Raw genomic sequence first — 15,455 nt, 5'->3', positions numbered from 1 at the left:
GGTGTCGGAGACAAAAAATGAAAACATTGTTCGTGATGACGGCAGGCCTGTTCGTTCTCGGCCATTCGCTGGCTCTGGCGCAGGATTCGTCCCGCAACCTGCCACCCAAGGGCCTGCGCTCGCAGCCGACCACACAGACCAACAGCGGCGGTGCTCTGCCAGAGGCTCCCGTCGGCCATCGCCAGCCGCGCCCGGGCGATCTCCCACCGGAGACCGGCAAGAACGATCCGTCCCGCATCGACGCGCAGGATCGCGAACTTGATCGCATGATCAAGAATATCTGCAAGGGCTGCTGAGCCCCTGCAGACAGTTGGCGGGGTCAGGCCTTGTTGCGGGCGGCCATCGCCAAGCCGATCAGCGAAGCGCCGCCGATCACCAGATTGATGCCGACCATCAAGCCGATGGCCCAGGCTGCCGTGCCGGGCAGGCCCGAGATGATGATGAAGGCGATCACGATATCCATCAGACCGGAGAAGGCCATCCAGCTCCAGCGCTCGGACAGCTCCTTGCGATGCTGGAGCGCGTACATGATGGTCGCTACGCCCTCGGCGAGGAAATAGACGCCAACCACGAATGTCAGTGTCAGCGTGCTTTCGGCCGGGCGCGTAAGCAGAATGATGCCGGCGCCGATGCCGAGGATTGCTGAAATCAGCGACCAGATGAAGCCTGGTGTCTGACGGGCCCAGAAGGTCATCAGCAGCGCTGCAACGCCCGAGATGAAGAACATCCAGCCCAGCATAACGGTGACGGCGATGCTGGCCACCTGCGGCACGATCATTGCGGCGAAGCCGAGGATCACCAGCACGATGCCCTCGATTAGAAATGCCTTCCAGTGCGCGCGCACGGCGTCGCTCATCTTCGATTGCAGCTCGGCGAGGTTGGGCGGCATGGTCATGGCGGCAATGTCCTGATCGGGCCGGCAGCATGCTGGCCGTAGCTTGCATTTATCCGCTCACACGCGGAAGCGTGCAAGTTTGTTGATCGGGAATAGCTCGAATGTCGCGTGAGGTCTTGAACGTTACGACTGCGCGGTCATGGCCGGTGCGGCCGTGCGCATGCGGTTGCGCCCGAGAATATAGGCTGTCGTCGTCAGCACCAGCAGCACGGCGCCGATGGCGATCGATGCCAGACCGAGCGGGATCAGCACCATGGTGACGTTGCGCGCCGGGTTCGTAAACCAGTGATGAATCGAAGTCAGCAAAAAGGCCGTGCCTGCAAAGCCCGCACCGCCGCCGGCAACCAGCAGTGCCCACATGCCGCGCAACTGGCTGAGTCTCTCGCGTGACACCTCCGTATGCGGTGCATGATGCGCGCCGATCCGCCGGACCAGCCGCGCCGCCAGCGCAATGGTGCCGAAGCCGATCACCACGCCGGCGGCCTCCAGCGCGCGGCGCATCACGCCGACGATTTCCGGATGTCGCTGCAGCGTCAGCAAAGGAAGATCGAAACAGGCATGCAGCGTCACTGGCGCGAGAACAATGAGCATGGGCGTGCGAATGAAGGCCCAGCCGTCGCGGCGATGGGCGCCGAGCGCACGGCCGGAGCGGGTGATGGCGATGTAAGCGCCGGCGATGACGCCGAGCGCGCCGTGAAATGGTACGGTCAGTACGCTGCGCAGCACCGCGAGCGTCCGCCACATCTCGGGATATTGCAGGAGATAGACGAGATTCTCGTAGGCGGCGAAGCCGAGGCCGGCGGCGGCGCCATAAACCACCGTGTCCATTGGATCGGCCGTCCGGGCGCGCTGGGTGGACACCGCGATGATGACGAAGATCTTCACGATCTCCTCCGGCGCGGCGACACCAAACACGGCGTGGAGCACCATGGCCAGGGTCGGGTTGTCCGTAAGACCCGGAATTGCTGCGAACAGCGCGCGGGCATAGCCGAGCAGGGAGATGCTGGCGGCGCCCAGCAGGAATGACGCCCAGACCAGCCCGGGCGGTCCCGGCCGTTCATCGGCAGCAATCACCAGCCACAGCACCAGCAGAGCTGGTGCCACGGCGGCGATACCGATCACGGTGGGGAGCGATTCGAGCAGGTTCATGGAACTTAATTATAGACGGCCGGGCAGACCGGAAAGAGTGACTCTTGCGGGAGCCGTCTGCGACAAAAGAGAAGCTAGCGGGCCCGGGCCAGGGCCGGAACCAATCAGTGTTCGGTCGATTGGGCTGACACAGCTCATACTGCACGGGAAATGACCATGGCCGACGACGCAAAGACACCCCCCTACATCTACGAAGGCGTCGAGCCCGTGCCTGAGGCCAGGTCGACAATCACAGAAACGATCACGGATGTGAAAGAGGCGGTGACCGAGACCGCGCACCGCATCGGCGGTGCCATCGAGTCCGGCAAGAAGCCAGGCATGCCCTTGAGCATCCTGGCCAATGTTGCGCGTGAAGCGCCGCTGGGGTCGCTGCTGGTTGCTTTTCTGCTCGGCGTCGCCGTGGCGCGCCGGCGCTAGGCGTCAGCGAATCCGGGCCGGCACCAGATTGACCGGCTTCGTGGTCCGTAGCGATGCCGGCTGATAGGCCGAGGCAGGCGCAAAGACCGACTTGCAGCCATCGCTTAGCTGAGACTTGTTGCGGATCATGCAAGCCGTGACGCGATCGACATCCGGGATTTCCGAACTGCACAGTCGCATCGCATCGCCCGTGCAAAGCTGTTCCTGTTCGGCGCTGTAGGCGTGGCAGACGGTGGTCAGCATGCCGAATGCAAGAACGGTGGCGGCGGCGAGCTTCGCGGTGGTGAATATCATCGTGTGTCCCTCGATCTTGTGTCCATCCGTGCGCCGATCGGCGCGTCGTTGGAGTGATGGGATAGAGGGCGTTCGCTTCAGGCGGTTTGCGCGGAGGCGAGGAAACGGTTTCTTCGACCGCGGTTTTGTTTCATTGCTGGTGATGGACGAAACACAGCCTGAACACAGCGTGCCGGTCGGAATCCCACCCTGATGGACATTATTCAGAAAATCTCGGCGCTGATCGCGGCGCAAGCCGATTTGGCTGGACCGCTCGGTTTCGTCATCGCCTTCTTCGGATGTCTAGTCGGCTCCAGTTTCGTCGTTCCGGCTGCGGCCATCGTGACGGCGACGGGGGTGCTGATCGGCGCCGGCGTGGTGTCCTGGACTTTCGTCCTTTGGGCCATCGGCGGCGCGGTGCTCGGCATGAGCGTGTCCTATGAGCTCGGCAAGCGGTGCGGGCCGCGACTGCTGGAGATGCGGATGCTCCAATCGCGTCAGCAACTGGTGGCGCGGGTACGCGGGCTATTCGAGCGCTACGGCATCGCGGCGATCATGGTCGGCTACCATATCGGGCCGGCGCGCGCGTTGGTCACCAGCGTCGCGGGCATCGCCGGCATGCCGCGTCTGAAGTTCGAAACCGCCAGTATCGTGTCAGCAATGGTCTGGATCGTCGATCACGCCTTGATCGGCGTCATCCCCGGCACACTCATCGACGCCGACAGCCCATGGTTGCTCCCGGTGACATTCGGAGCACCGGTCGTCGTGATCGTGCTGACCGTGATGTTGCTGCGCAAGGCGTTGTAGCCCCAGCGCCAACGTCTCGCATCACGCGGCCTTCGAGATCTTCTTCTTGAGATGTCCGGTGTCGTGATCGCGGCGGAGCTGACTGAGCGACGTGTCGTTGAGCTTCGGCAGCACTTCACTGAGGGTGAGCGTGTCGGGGTGCCCGGCTGCGAAGAACTTGCCGTAGATCTTGCGGAGTGTTGCCAGTGTGGTGCTGCCGAATTTCTCGGTCATCGCGCTGTCGTGCGCGTGAAGGTGATCGCCGCCGTCATGCTTCATGTCTCGCTCCCTGCCGGTATCGCATGATCTCGCACCTTGAGCAGTGCAGATTGCGTTCGGCCAGACAGACTAGGCGCGGTGCTGTGGAGAGTACAAGCAGTTCACGTGTGCTCGGGAGCAATCGCGCGGGATGGCTTAGCCGCGTGCCCCGGGGCGCTTGCGCTGCACAACGATCTTCATCTTCTGACGGCCCTTGCTCGCCGCGGCGCGGGATCGTGAGCGGCGCGGCTGCTCTCGCGCGGCAGGCTTGTCGTCAGTCGCCGAGGTGCTGGCAAAAGACTGCCGGAGAGTGTCGAGCGTGGAGGTGAGGGCGCCGACCTGTTCGTTGAGCTTGCGCGCTTCGTTCTGCTGCGCCGTCATCAGACGCTGCATAGTCTGCAGCTGATCCTGCACGACCTGGAGTTGGTCGATGGACTGTTGCTGGGTGGCCTCGATGCCCTTGGTCTTTTCGATCAGCTGTTCGGACGCTTGTGCCACACGGGCCTGTTGCAGGCGTGATGCGGTGAGCCGCTCCGGCTCCGGCGTTGCGCCGCTGTAGCTGCGCCACGTGAATATGCCGCCGATGCCGATCACGACCAGAAACAGGGCCGCAGCCGCAACCATGATCGGCTGCTGGCTAATGCGCCAGGTGTGACTGGGTTCGGACGCGTAACTGTGCTGGGAAGCGCTCGGCATGATTTCGACCATGAAGCTCGAAGTCCTATGGCGTGTGATCGTTCCAATCCGCGACAAAACCATCCAGAACGCGTGAATTTCGGGAGGTTCGCGGCCAAGTTCAACGAAAATAAGGCTCGGGTGGCAATAACGTGGCCTGACCCAGGGCAGTGCGCGAATGGCGCTCCCTAGCAGTGCCAACGAGCCTGTGCATAACATCTTGAATTAACGAAGAAAAGTGCGAATTTGTTGACTTTTTTTGGGCCATCGCCGACAAAAACGTCCAACAAAACGTCCAACATGGGGCAGGGATGGGCGAGCATCTGACTAAGCGCAACGGGACCTGGCACTTCGTGCGCCGCGTGCCGGAGGAGTTCGCGCGTTATGACAAACGCGGCATCGTGAAGCTGTCCACCAAGGTACGGATTGCTCGTGACAGGCACGGACGGCGCGCCTCCCTGATCGCCGATCGGATGAATCTGGACCTTGAAGGCTACTGGCAGAAATGCGCCGCCGGTGAAGCCGGCAAAGCGACCACGGACCACGCCGAAGCGGTTCGGCGGGCACGCATCCTCGACCTTTCATACCGCCCCGCTGCGGCCGTCGCGTCGGAAGCGCCGGCCGAGCTGAAAAGACGCATCGAAACCCTAGCCGAGGGCGACCGGCTGCATGATCCCGTGACGCGAGCGGCCGTGCTCGGTGGTGTTGCTGAGCCGGTTATCAAGCTTTCGACTCTGTTCGCCGAATTCGAGGCGGCCACGGCAACCGAGCGGATGAACTATTCACCGAAGCAGCTCAAGAAATGGAAGGCCGGCAAGGAGCGCGCCATTGAGATCCTGATCGAAGTGGTGACCGATAAAGCCCTGCAAGAGATGACCCGCGACGATGCCCTAAAGTACCGCGATCACTGGCAGGCCCGCGCCGTGAAGCGTGAAGTTGCCATCGGCACCGCAAACAAGAACATCACTCATATTCAGCGCATGGTTCGAACCGTCAGCCAGCGGCATCACCTGGACAAGGAAAGCCTGTTCGGGGGCCTGCGTCTCAGCGGCGGTGAGCGCGGGCAGCGCAAGCCGTTCGAGACGGCGTTTATTGTCGACACGATCTTGCGGCCGGGTGGCTTCGACACGCTGAACGACCAGGCGATGGCCGCAGTGCACATCCTAATCAACACCGGCGCGCGCCCCTGCGAGGTGTTGAACCTGCTCCCGGCGAATATCGTGCTCGATGCCAATATCCCCTATATCCGAGTGGTTCCTGACGGACGCGTGCTGAAGACGGAATCGTCGGAGCGCGACATTCCTCTGGTCGGCATCGCTCTCGAAGCGATGCGACGCTTTCCGAAAGGCTTTGCGCGCTACTTTGACAACGAGGACAGTTTCTCGGCGGCGGTCAATAAGCACATGAAGAAACATGGCATGAAGCCATCGCCGCGCCATTCGGTCTATTCGTTCCGCCACAGCTTCAAGGATCGGCTGCGGGCGGCGGAATGCCCGGACGAACTGACGGACGAGCTAATGGGGCATTCCAGTGGAAAGCCGCAATATGGCGACGGGCACGGCCTCAATCTCAAGCTGAAATATCTGCTGAAAACCGCGCTTGCACCCGTCGAGGCGAGCGAAGTGTTGAAGGCTGTTGGTTAGTCGCATATTGCGACCGGCTAGCGTCGTGTCGCGAGTAAATCATTGCATTGTCGCTGCGCGGTCGCAGGCATTTCGCGATGCAGCATGAAACGTTAGGGTTGCGTACAAGACGGGAACCTCTAAGTTCGCTGGCATTGCGATACCTTGCTTTGAAATCGAGCTTAACAGTAATGTCGTCTGAATTATTGAATTCGCCTAACGTTGAACGATTGCTGCAGCTAGTAAGTGAATCTGTCCGCGCAAGCCGGGAGGGCGTGAAGTTCTTCTTAGAGCCGAGCCCCGGCGTGCTGTCGAAGGCAAAAAGCAGGCGTCATCACTTAATTTTTGGACGGCGAGGTTCGGGCAAATCGAGCTTGCTACAGAAGCTGATCGCTGATCTTACCGTACAGCGCACGCCTATCGCGTTTGTTGACCTCGAGGCATTCAAAGGTCACAGCTATCCCGACGTTCTTGTCAGCATCTTGATCAGAACGCTCGTTGAGACCAAGGACTGGCTGGATACCGCAGCTACAAGTCCGGCATCCAAGAAATCGCTTTGGATGAGGTTTTTCGGGGCGAAACCGTCAAAGCCGGCGTTTCCGAAAACGCCAACCCACAAGCTGTCTGAAGAACTGGCGAAGCTCATCACCGAATTGGATCAGCTACTACATTCCGCAGAGGAAATCGGAAAGAAGGACACACAAAAAGCTGAAGAATCGTTAGACGCCAAGCTGGCGACTGGCCTGAAGTCTCCGCTTGCCAATGTGGATGCATCTCTTGCCGCGTCCCTCAAGGGTGCGGCGGAGCAGGTGTCAGAATATAAATCTCGCAAGATCGAAGTTCTTCACCGAAATATCATGGTGTACCAAAAGCTCTTTGGTGAGTTGACTAGCCTTGCGGACGGGCCGGCTTATCTGCTCCTTGATGATCTGTATCACATTCGTCTCAGCGACCAAGCGCAGGTGATCGATTACTTCCATCGTATCGCGAAAGGTACCAACGTTTGGCTGAAGGTTGGCACGATCCGTCATCGATCAAAATGGTACTTCTTCGGCAATCCATCGATGGGCATGAAGCTCGGCGATGATGCAGACGAAATCGATCTAGATGTCACTCTCGAAAAATTTGAGCTGACCCGTGGCTTTCTTATGAAGATTCTAGGTCAGTTCGCGAAGGAGGCGGATGTTGATTTGAAAGAGTTGCTCGCCGATGGAGCGCCCGACCGCCTCGTTCTAGCCAGTGGAGGTGTTGCGCGAGACTTCCTCACTTTGTTCGCGAAGTCGGTTTCGACCGCCCAAGAACGTGTGGCGCGCGCCCGGGGTACCGGACGAGGCCCGAAAGTTGGAGCGGAGGATGTGAACGTCGCAGCTGGCGAAGCCGGGGCATTCAAAGAGGAGGACTTCGCCCGAGACACAGGAGATGATCGCGGCAGGCTCACGTCCGAATTCGAAAAGATCTTCGCGTTCTGCACAGAAAAGAGCAATGCGAATTGCATTTTGGTAGAGAAGGGAACGGGCGCCGAAGACAGTTCGATCATCAATGAATTGGTAGATTTGAAGTTCCTGCATCGAGCGAAGTCACGCGTAACTGTGCGAGATCGAGTTGGTAAGCAATACGACGCCTACATGCTGGACCTGAGCCGGTATGTGGGATCGCGTGCGCGCCGCAAATTCGAGATTGTGAAATTCTGGGGCTCATCTTCCGAGGATGCTCTGCGGCGCGCCAGTCTTGTGTATTTTGAGCGCAGTTCGTCTCCTGAGACGAAGAATGGCTAGGCGAACGAGTTGAACTACGCCGCGACCAACGGTCTGCAAGCTGACCGCCACGCGCTATAGTATTATTAAGCGCGCTTGCGCTTTGCGGCACCGCTCGTCGCACTGAGTTCAGAGCAAAGATGACGTGACGATCAGGGCAGGTCGTGCACATGGCAGTAAATGAGTGGTCCTTTCGAGGGAAGAATGGTTGAACCGCAAGAGTTGGTGACGTGGCCCTGCCTCGATTATATTTTTCGAGTGAATGAGATTAACAACTTTGCCTCGTTCTTCTTTGGCATTGTTGGATCGCGAGATGCCATAGCAGGTGCGATGACGCAGGAGAGTTGTGAACGCTTCGCGCTAGAAGCAGATAAATACTCGGAAGAATCAACTTCGCTTGACCGGCAGATGGTTCAACAGATGCTGCTATCGAGGATGGTGGAGTCGTTTAATCACTACGTAACTTCTATGCTCGGAGACATCTTTCTTTCTAGACCTGAGATGCTTTCGGCTGATGGCGATGTAAAAATCGGTAAGATCCTAGAACTCAGAACATTCGACGAGATAGTTCGGCATTTGGTCGAGAAGCGAGTAAATGAAATTTCCTACTCATCGCTTTCCGACCTTCGCAAATACATTCGACAGCGCACCAACATCGATCTGTATCGAGATGATGAGCAATTCGCGGTCGTTCTCCTTGCAACGGAGGTCCGCAACCTGATTGCTCACAACGATTGTATCGTGAATGACATATTTCTGCGCAAGACAAACCTGACGATGACGGACTTGCCGCTGTCCGAAACGGGGCGTTATCGAATAACGGACGAATGGCTACACCAAGTAATTGACTGCTTGGCGAGTGTGGTATTCGCGTTTGATGATGCTGCCGCCAAAAAATTCGACTTAGCAGTGCGAAATCGGTTTCATACGTTTGTTATGAGAATTTAAGAGCAGTTCGTCACCTACAAATTAAGCGTGGCGAATGATAACGATATTAATCCATCGCGCATGAGCTGCTAGACAGTAGCGTTACGGAGATCCGTCGCGAAAGCCGCGCTCAATGGCGGCGCAATGCTCTGAATCATCGGCGATGATGAGCTTCCTGATGCAGGATAGGGGAGTACGTCTGTGTTTATCTCTGCGGCCCCGATAGGTTCACCTCACGCTCAGCCCGGAAAACATTGCTGTGCAGGCTGGCGATCCACTGTCGGCCGCTAGAGGTAACATTGAGATACCGGATCGCAAGCTGGATCTGCGGTGCAACGTTAGTCCAGTAGAACTGAGGAAATTTATAGACGATGTCAGCTGGCGTTGCATAGCCGAGTGCCTTGTTCAGTCCGATCTCCTCGAACTCATGGAACAGAGCATTTGATTTCCTGATGTAATTAGGATCGCCGAGCTGGCCAATCAGATCTGCAGCGCGCAACAGCAATCCTTCTTCCTCATCGAGGTCATCACCTCCTCCGTTTGTTGCATCACTGTAGGGAAAGCGCGTGTATTCGATGGCCCGGGCAATCCGGGCGGCGTCGACTTCCTCCACGGCATGGAGCCGCTCAATCACAAAGAGCTTTGAGCGGTCGACATGGTAGGGTGCGAGCGCGGCATCGGAGGATCCAACCGGCAATGCAATTTTGCGCCCAGCAAGGTCCGCAACATAAGCGCCGTCTTCATCGCCTTGGATAATGCCCCGCACATATCCAATGTCATGGGTTAGGCAGGCCATAATAAAGTTCGCATAGTCGGTTGCGGTGGTGGTACGTTGCAGGGCACGCCCTGCCAGGATGTCGTTCCCGACCAGCGTAACCAGCATGGTATGTTCGATATTGTGATAGAGTGCGTCACTATTCCCGATGCACTCCAATGCCAGCCTAGCTGCAAAGGGCAGCAATTTAGTCAGATCGGAATGCGAGGAGCGGAAGCGGTCTTCGGTTTCCCGCGCAAGAAAAGAGCCAAGGGCTTGCGCCGTCAGTTGAGGAATTGTGATCATCTCGGCTCCCTATCTTGCCTCGTTGTTGTTGCACCATGATCGCCGGTCCTCAGCGGTATCCTTCACCTTCAGCATCGTCAAAACCCTGAGTGCCTACGGATTTCAACGGATGCTGCTAGCGAGCAGTCCCCTGAGAGTTGATTTCAATCAATGCTCTGAAAGCCAGAATCTCGAAGCGGTCGATGTCAAATGGAGCTGAGCGCTAGCGGCCCGCTGTCCTCACCGAGCGCGTACTTCACCCCGCTCCTTGGCCCGTCGGCGGGACTACATACAGCGTCAGTGCAAAAACTGCATAAATGAAGATGAGCAGGGCGCCGACGAACCAAGCCGAGCGGCCGCTGCTCGTAATGAAGCTCGCTGTCACGGTCGCAATCATGACCATGGTGACGGCGCCGGGCCAGAATTGCAGGCTCATCGGCATTGGTCCGACGACATAGCTGAGTAGCACCAGGGCGGGGGCGACGAAGAGCGCAATCTGGGAGGCGCTGCCAAGCGCGATGCTGACGCTCATGTCGAGGCGGTCCTTGCGTGCCGCAGAAAAGGCTACGGCAAACTCGGCGGCGGCCCCGACCATTGAGACAATGATAAAGCCAACGAAGGCCGGACTCATTCCAAATGTTGCTGCGGCCTTCTGTACGGACTCGACAAAAATCTCACTTACAAGTGCAACCAGCACAGTGACAACAAGCAGTGTGCCCACCGCAAGGGCAATCGGCCAATGTTCCTCGCCTTCGCTATGCGCGGCGCCTGCGAACAATTCCTTGTGGGTCTTCAGCGAGAATAGCAGGCCTAGTGCGTAGGCAATGATGAGCAGGATGGCCAGGCCAATGCTGAGCTTCTGCATGACGGTCTCACCCTGCACAAGGTCCAGGTCGGCGACCGCGGATGGGGCAAGCAGGGCGACGGTCGCCATGAGTAGGAGACCGGAGTAGAGCCGCGCGCCGGAACGATTATATTCTTGGACATGGTAGCGCAGGCCGCCGAGGAGCAGACAGGCACCGAGCATGAAGAGGGCATTGGTGACAATCGCACCAGCAATTGACGCCTTCACCAGCATGTACTGGCCGGCACGTAGCGCGGTGATCGCAATGATCAGCTCCGTTAAGTTTCCCAGCGTCGCATTGAGCAATCCGCCGACGGCATCACCGGTCTTGGCGGCAACCGCTTCGGTCGCGTGGCTGAGCAGGGCGGCCAGCGGCACGATGGCGAGAACCGAAAGCATGAACAGCAGCGTATGGGAATGCGGCGCTATTGCTTCCGTGACAAGTACGGCAGGCACGAAGATCAACATCCAAAGCAGCGGTGTGTGCTGAATTTGCTTGAGCAGGGGGTTCATGGCGGCGCCGTCTCCATATCGAATGCGACGGCGGAAACTCCGATCCCATCGCCGGACCGGTATTGATCTAGCTCAACAAGACCTCGAAGCTGGAAGAACGCGAACGTACTTCGACCGCTCTTCACCACATCCCCTACAAAATGCCGGCGTTGCGTCAGAAGCCGTCGGGAGGGTCGGGTTTCTTCTGACGGCGCGAGGGCTATGCACATCATCAGTATCTAGATGCGTTAGGATTTGCCGGCCTTGGATCTTAAGTGAGTGTGAGCATCAGGCTGACGATCTGCGGATCTTTCCTCGGGGCTGCCTTGAAGCCGAACCTGGTGAAAATCTTTCGCATCGCAGTGTTCTCGGGCAGAACTTCTGCGGTCAATTCTTTTAGCCCGGCATCGCGCCCGAGATTGATGAGGTGGCGCATGAGGATCGAACCCACTCCGCGCCCTTGCCAGCCATCGACGACCATAAACGCCATTTCGGCCCGATCTGGCTCCGAGACGATATATCGGCAACCGCCGATCAGGATATTTTGGCCGGTTTCCTCGACCCGCGCGATCAGTGCGACATGGTTCTCAAAGTCGACGTCCATGAAGAAAGCGCGCTCCTTGTCTGAGAAATGGCGCTTCATGACGAAAAAGCGCCGCTGCAGCGACTGCACGCTGGCCTGCGCCAGCGCGGCGAGCATGTCGGGCTCGTCTTCGGGGCGAAGCGCCAGGATATTCACCGGGCGGCCATCGCGTAACTGCTCTTGCGCGGCGTAGGTGGCGGCATCGGACATGGGAACTCCGCTGGCTGGTCGGGTATACTAGTTCGGACCAGTGCCAAGCAAACTGCGGTCGACGGACGGGTGCTTGATCTGGATCAAGACCGCGGGCGACTGCAACGGCAACGCTCGCACGACCTGCACAGATCAAGGCGCGTCCGTGAGAACCGTCCGTCAATTTCTATCCGGAGACGTCATCATCCAGCTTGTAGTCCGGCTGGGACTGCTGGCTTTGCTGGTGACCTGGACATTTATCGTGATCCGTCCCTTCGTGCCAATTCTGGCCTGGAGCGGTGTTCTTGCAGTCGCCTTCTACCCCGCTTTCAACTGGCTGGCCAAATTGCTGGGCGGTCGTCCAAAGACCGCCGCAGTCATCCTCACCATCGTCAATCTTGCAGTTGTCGTCGGGCCGGCGACATGGCTAGGCTTGAGCGCAGTGGAGGGGGTGAGACAACTCGCCGGTGAACTGACCGCCGGGAATTTAGCCATTCCGTCACCGCCCGAACAGGTCAAGGAATGGCGGATTGTCGGGCCCAAGCTCTACGAATTCTGGGGGCGGGCATCCAGTAACGTCCGGGCGGTCTTGCGTGAGGTTGCACCGTATTTGAAGCCCTTGGCGGGGACGATGCTCACACTTGCGGGCAGCGCCGGTGTCGGGACGCTCAAATTTCTCCTGTCTGTTCTTATAGCCGGCTTTCTCTTTCCCTACGGTCCTCAACTGGTCTCGGGCGGGAGGCGCCTTCTGTCACTTATCGTCCATGAGCAAAGCGAACATTTGCTGGATTTGGCGGGGGCGACAATCCGCGCCGTCTCGCAAGGCGTGATCGGCGTCGCGGTCGTGCAGGCCCTGCTGGCGGGCATAGGCTTCAAGATGGCCGGCATCCCCAGCGCCGGCCTTCTGGCCTTCGCGGTCATGTTGCTGACCATTGTTCAGATCGGCGCAGCAATCGTCCTCTTTCCCGTGATCATCTGGATCTGGATGGACAAGGATTTCACCACAGCGCTGCTTTTGACATTATTCCTCACCGCCGTCGGCATTCTCGACAACATATTGAAACCGCTCGTGATGGGGCGCGGGCTCACGACACCGACGATCGTCATCTTCATCGGAGTCATCGGCGGAACGCTCGCGCACGGAATTGTCGGCCTCTTTATCGGGCCAATTGTTCTCTCGGTTGCCTGGGAGTTGATCGCCGCATGGATGCGTGAGGATCGTTCCCAACCCGCGCCGAACTGACTTAGACCCTTGACCTAGATCAACGTTGCGGGCCGGGAAACCCCTTGAATGAGCTTGCGCGACGATGAGGTCGGAACATGTCGATGGAAACGCCAAACCTGCCAGGCGGCCCCATGTCCGGGCTTGTTGCCTCGGCAGTGGAGTACATGGTCGATGCGGGGCAGCGGAGCATGCTGTTCCTGGACGTCATGCGCCAACGCGGCGATCAGTATCGTGAGCACGTCGCGCAGACAGCGCCGCATGTATTGCAATATGCAGCTGAATTGATCATCGATGGTCGCGAACTGATCGAACCCGTCAACTATGCACTGGTCCGCATCGTTCCGCCAGACGACGTCGAAATCGATATCGAGCGGCGCCCCTTCATCGTGATCGATCCTCGTGCTGGTCACGGTCCGGGAATCGGCGGATTCAAGGCCGACAGTGAGATCGGCGTAGCGATGAGAGCGGGGCACTCCTGCTATTTCATCGGCTTTCTCCCCGAACCTATGCTGGGACAGACCATCGAGCGCATTGCGCGCGCCGAGGCGCAGTTCATCGAGAAGGTCATCAGCCTGCATCCCAAGGCCGACGGCAAGCCCTGCGTCATCGGCAATTGCCAAGCCGGTTGGGCCGTCATGATCCTGGCGTCACTGCGACCCGAGCTATTCGGGCCTCTGATCATTGCAGGGGCTCCGCTGGCTTACTGGGAAGGCGTGCACGGCAAATATCCGATGCGTTATTCGGGTGGCCTCATGGGTGGCAGTTGGCTCACCGCAATGACCAGTGATCTCGGTGCGGGAAAATTCGATGGCGCGTGGCTGGTGCAGAACTTCGAGAGTCAGAACCCTTCGAACACACTGTGGACCAAGCAGTATAACGTCTACTCCAATATTGATACCGAGGCGGATCGCTATCTCGAGTTTGAGCGCTGGTGGGGCGGGCACGTTAATCTGAACGCCGAAGAAATCCAGTTCATCGTCGACGAGCTTTTCATCGGCAACAATCTTGCCGCCGGTAAAGTCGAGATGTCAGACGGACAAAAGGTGGATTTGCGCAACATCAGGTCACCGATCCTGGTGTTTTGTTCCGAGGGTGACAACGTTACGCCGCCGCAACAAGCGCTGAATTGGATACTGGATTGCTATGCTGATGTGGATGAGATCAGGGCGTATGGGCAGACGATTGTCTATACCGTTCACCAAAGCATCGGCCATCTCGGCATTTTCGTTTCCGGTGGCGTCGCCAAGAAGGAACACGCTGAATTTTCTAGCAATATCGATCTCATAGACGTGCTGCCACCTGGTCTCTATGAAGCGACCTTCGAGGCGAAGGGCGAGGAGACCACCAACTCCGACCTTGTCGTAGGCCAATGGGTGATGCGCTGCGAGGCGCGGACGCTCGATGATATCAGGGCCATGGGTGGCAATTCGCCTGAGGACGAGCGGCGTTTCGCTGCGGCCAAGCGCGTCTCTGAGATGAATCTCGCAGCCTACCAAAAATTTGTTCAACCCTGGCTTAAGAACGCAGTGACGCCGCAGATGGCGGAGATGATGCGTAATCTGCACCCGTTACGACTGCAATATGAAGCCTTCAGCAGCAAAAATCCGTGGATGAGCGCCGTAAAGTCCGCAGCCGAAGGCATTGAGGATAACCGTAAACCGGTCTCGAAGAACAATCCCTTCCTGGCATTCCAGGAGCAGATGGGAGAGCAAATCGTTCATCTGCTGGATAGCTGGCGTGACTCTCAGGAGGCGCTGAGCGAAGCCATGTTCCTCAACATCTATGGTTCACCGGCGTTGCAGGCGGCCGTCGGCATTGATCCGAAGTCCGAGCCGTCGCGTCGTCGGGAGATGTCGGATGAACACCGCGTGATGCTCGACAAGAGGATCGCTGAGTTAAAATCGAAGATTTCCCAAGGGGGCTTACGCGAAGCGACCTTGCGCTCATTGCTCTATGTAGGTTCTGCGCGGGGAATGGTCGATGAGCGAAGTATCGAGGCACTGCGTCAGGTTCGGAGCGATCACGCTGGAGCACGACTGACGCTGCCTGAGTTCAAGATGTTGGTGCGTGAGCAGTTTTTTATGTTGTTGCTCGATTCCGAAGGGGCGCTGGCCGCTATTCCGAAGTTGTTGCCCGCGGACGGTGCTCAAAAGCGATCGGCCTTTACGGGTATGCGTGAGATTTTGTCCGCCAGCGGTGACATCGCGGGTGAACGCGCGAGCCGTTGGGCGCGGATCGCCGGGTTGTTCGGCGTCGACGCAGGAGAGGCGGGGGCGTCAAACGTTGCCGCGTTCGACCCTGAGGCACGAGCGTCGTAAAGAAATTTC

The 15,455-nt window shown here is 58.4% G+C and carries 16 protein-coding genes; 8 read left to right on the top strand and 8 right to left on the bottom strand.

The window, feature by feature from the left end; translation table 11 throughout:
- Positions 1–17 precede the first annotated feature (17 nt).
- Positions 18–296 carry a hypothetical protein gene (locus AB7828_RS06575; protein ID WP_081422013.1) on the top strand — a complete coding sequence of 93 codons (279 nt, stop codon included), beginning with the start codon at positions 18–20 and terminating at the stop codon, positions 294–296.
- Positions 297–319: 23 nt separating this feature from the next.
- On the opposite strand, the gene AB7828_RS06570 is transcribed toward AB7828_RS06575, so the two are convergent.
- The gene (locus AB7828_RS06570) at positions 320–895 is read right to left on the bottom strand and encodes an HdeD family acid-resistance protein (RefSeq protein ID WP_068736541.1); all 576 of its coding nucleotides are present in this window, start codon (positions 893–895) and stop codon (positions 320–322) included.
- Between the two features lie 123 nt (positions 896–1,018).
- Positions 1,019–2,044 (bottom strand): PrsW family glutamic-type intramembrane protease, encoded by a 1,026-nt coding sequence (locus AB7828_RS06565; protein WP_441229733.1) that lies wholly within the window; start codon positions 2,042–2,044, stop codon positions 1,019–1,021.
- A gap of 156 nt (positions 2,045–2,200) precedes the next feature.
- Here AB7828_RS06565 and AB7828_RS06560 point away from each other — a divergent pair, with 156 nt between their 5' ends.
- Positions 2,201–2,461: a hypothetical protein gene (locus AB7828_RS06560; RefSeq protein WP_068736902.1), complete on the top strand. Its 261-nt coding sequence runs from the start codon at positions 2,201–2,203 to the stop codon at positions 2,459–2,461.
- 3 nt (positions 2,462–2,464) lie between these two features.
- Here the strand turns inward: AB7828_RS06560 and AB7828_RS06555 are convergent, their stop codons facing one another.
- Positions 2,465–2,755, bottom strand: coding sequence for a hypothetical protein (locus tag AB7828_RS06555; protein ID WP_441229732.1), 291 nt, complete (start codon positions 2,753–2,755; stop codon positions 2,465–2,467).
- Positions 2,756–2,947: 192 nt separating this feature from the next.
- Here AB7828_RS06555 and AB7828_RS06550 point away from each other — a divergent pair, with 192 nt between their 5' ends.
- Positions 2,948–3,541, top strand: coding sequence for a DedA family protein (locus AB7828_RS06550; protein ID WP_441229731.1), 594 nt, complete (start codon positions 2,948–2,950; stop codon positions 3,539–3,541).
- A 21-nt stretch (positions 3,542–3,562) separates the two neighbouring features.
- On the opposite strand, the gene AB7828_RS06545 is transcribed toward AB7828_RS06550, so the two are convergent.
- Both AB7828_RS06545 and AB7828_RS06540 read right to left on the bottom strand, forming a co-directional pair.
- Positions 3,563–3,799: a hypothetical protein gene (locus AB7828_RS06545; RefSeq protein ID WP_089264185.1), complete on the bottom strand. Its 237-nt coding sequence runs from the start codon at positions 3,797–3,799 to the stop codon at positions 3,563–3,565.
- 135 nt (positions 3,800–3,934) lie between these two features.
- Positions 3,935–4,486, bottom strand: coding sequence for a hypothetical protein (locus AB7828_RS06540; RefSeq protein ID WP_309946149.1), 552 nt, complete (start codon positions 4,484–4,486; stop codon positions 3,935–3,937).
- A gap of 278 nt (positions 4,487–4,764) precedes the next feature.
- Here AB7828_RS06540 and AB7828_RS06535 point away from each other — a divergent pair, with 278 nt between their 5' ends.
- The 3 genes from AB7828_RS06535 to AB7828_RS06525 all read left to right on the top strand — a co-directional run bounded on the left by AB7828_RS06535 (position 4,765) and on the right by AB7828_RS06525 (position 8,777).
- On the top strand, positions 4,765–6,096 hold the full coding sequence (locus tag AB7828_RS06535; protein WP_441229730.1) for a molecular chaperone: 1,332 nt from the start codon (positions 4,765–4,767) through the stop codon (positions 6,094–6,096).
- Between the two features lie 170 nt (positions 6,097–6,266).
- On the top strand, positions 6,267–7,850 hold the full coding sequence (locus AB7828_RS06530; protein ID WP_441229729.1) for a P-loop NTPase fold protein: 1,584 nt from the start codon (positions 6,267–6,269) through the stop codon (positions 7,848–7,850).
- Between the two features lie 183 nt (positions 7,851–8,033).
- Positions 8,034–8,777 (top strand): hypothetical protein, encoded by a 744-nt coding sequence (locus AB7828_RS06525; protein ID WP_441229728.1) that lies wholly within the window; start codon positions 8,034–8,036, stop codon positions 8,775–8,777.
- Between the two features lie 184 nt (positions 8,778–8,961).
- Here the strand turns inward: AB7828_RS06525 and AB7828_RS06520 are convergent, their stop codons facing one another.
- The 3 genes from AB7828_RS06520 to AB7828_RS06510 all read right to left on the bottom strand — a co-directional run bounded on the left by AB7828_RS06520 (position 8,962) and on the right by AB7828_RS06510 (position 11,924).
- Positions 8,962–9,816 carry a metal-dependent phosphohydrolase gene (locus AB7828_RS06520; RefSeq protein ID WP_441229727.1) on the bottom strand — a complete coding sequence of 285 codons (855 nt, stop codon included), beginning with the start codon at positions 9,814–9,816 and terminating at the stop codon, positions 8,962–8,964.
- Between the two features lie 235 nt (positions 9,817–10,051).
- Positions 10,052–11,152, bottom strand: coding sequence for a calcium/proton exchanger (gene cax / locus AB7828_RS06515; RefSeq protein ID WP_441229726.1), 1,101 nt, complete (start codon positions 11,150–11,152; stop codon positions 10,052–10,054).
- Positions 11,153–11,402: 250 nt separating this feature from the next.
- A complete protein-coding gene (locus AB7828_RS06510) occupies positions 11,403–11,924 on the bottom strand; it encodes a GNAT family N-acetyltransferase (protein ID WP_439071793.1) in 522 nt (173 codons plus the stop codon).
- A gap of 145 nt (positions 11,925–12,069) precedes the next feature.
- On the opposite strand from AB7828_RS06510, the gene AB7828_RS06505 reads away from it, so the two are divergent.
- Both AB7828_RS06505 and AB7828_RS06500 read left to right on the top strand, forming a co-directional pair.
- Positions 12,070–13,146 (top strand): AI-2E family transporter, encoded by a 1,077-nt coding sequence (locus AB7828_RS06505; RefSeq protein ID WP_441232202.1) that lies wholly within the window; start codon positions 12,070–12,072, stop codon positions 13,144–13,146.
- Positions 13,147–13,223: 77 nt separating this feature from the next.
- Positions 13,224–15,446: a DUF3141 domain-containing protein gene (locus AB7828_RS06500; RefSeq protein ID WP_441229725.1), complete on the top strand. Its 2,223-nt coding sequence runs from the start codon at positions 13,224–13,226 to the stop codon at positions 15,444–15,446.
- The last annotated feature ends 9 nt before the right edge of the window (positions 15,447–15,455 follow it).

The sequence above is a fragment of the Tardiphaga sp. 215_C5_N2_1 genome (assembly GCF_052076055.1).
Classification (GTDB): domain Bacteria; phylum Pseudomonadota; class Alphaproteobacteria; order Rhizobiales; family Xanthobacteraceae; genus Tardiphaga; species Tardiphaga robiniae.
Note: the sequence above shows the minus strand (reverse complement) of the source record. Positions and strands in the feature narration are given on the sequence as shown.

What these genes read in the sequence shown, in the direction of transcription:
- AB7828_RS06540 (WP_309946149.1), bottom strand. Translation starts at nt 4,486, where the DNA reads ATGGTCGAAATCATGCCGAGCGCTTCCCAGCACAGTTACGCGTCCGAA.
- AB7828_RS06550 (WP_441229731.1), top strand. Translation starts at nt 2,948, where the DNA reads ATGGACATTATTCAGAAAATCTCGGCGCTGATCGCGGCGCAAGCCGAT.
- AB7828_RS06530 (WP_441229729.1), top strand. Translation starts at nt 6,267, where the DNA reads ATGTCGTCTGAATTATTGAATTCGCCTAACGTTGAACGATTGCTGCAG.
- AB7828_RS06555 (WP_441229732.1), bottom strand. Translation starts at nt 2,755, where the DNA reads ATGATATTCACCACCGCGAAGCTCGCCGCCGCCACCGTTCTTGCATTC.
- AB7828_RS06545 (WP_089264185.1), bottom strand. Translation starts at nt 3,799, where the DNA reads ATGAAGCATGACGGCGGCGATCACCTTCACGCGCACGACAGCGCGATG.
- cax (WP_441229726.1), bottom strand. Translation starts at nt 11,152, where the DNA reads ATGAACCCCCTGCTCAAGCAAATTCAGCACACACCGCTGCTTTGGATG.
- AB7828_RS06570 (WP_068736541.1), bottom strand. Translation starts at nt 895, where the DNA reads ATGACCATGCCGCCCAACCTCGCCGAGCTGCAATCGAAGATGAGCGAC.
- AB7828_RS06525 (WP_441229728.1), top strand. Translation starts at nt 8,034, where the DNA reads ATGGTTGAACCGCAAGAGTTGGTGACGTGGCCCTGCCTCGATTATATT.
- AB7828_RS06575 (WP_081422013.1), top strand. Translation starts at nt 18, where the DNA reads ATGAAAACATTGTTCGTGATGACGGCAGGCCTGTTCGTTCTCGGCCAT.
- AB7828_RS06565 (WP_441229733.1), bottom strand. Translation starts at nt 2,044, where the DNA reads ATGAACCTGCTCGAATCGCTCCCCACCGTGATCGGTATCGCCGCCGTG.
- AB7828_RS06535 (WP_441229730.1), top strand. Translation starts at nt 4,765, where the DNA reads ATGGGCGAGCATCTGACTAAGCGCAACGGGACCTGGCACTTCGTGCGC.
- AB7828_RS06500 (WP_441229725.1), top strand. Translation starts at nt 13,224, where the DNA reads ATGTCGATGGAAACGCCAAACCTGCCAGGCGGCCCCATGTCCGGGCTT.
- AB7828_RS06520 (WP_441229727.1), bottom strand. Translation starts at nt 9,816, where the DNA reads ATGATCACAATTCCTCAACTGACGGCGCAAGCCCTTGGCTCTTTTCTT.
- AB7828_RS06510 (WP_439071793.1), bottom strand. Translation starts at nt 11,924, where the DNA reads ATGTCCGATGCCGCCACCTACGCCGCGCAAGAGCAGTTACGCGATGGC.
- AB7828_RS06560 (WP_068736902.1), top strand. Translation starts at nt 2,201, where the DNA reads ATGGCCGACGACGCAAAGACACCCCCCTACATCTACGAAGGCGTCGAG.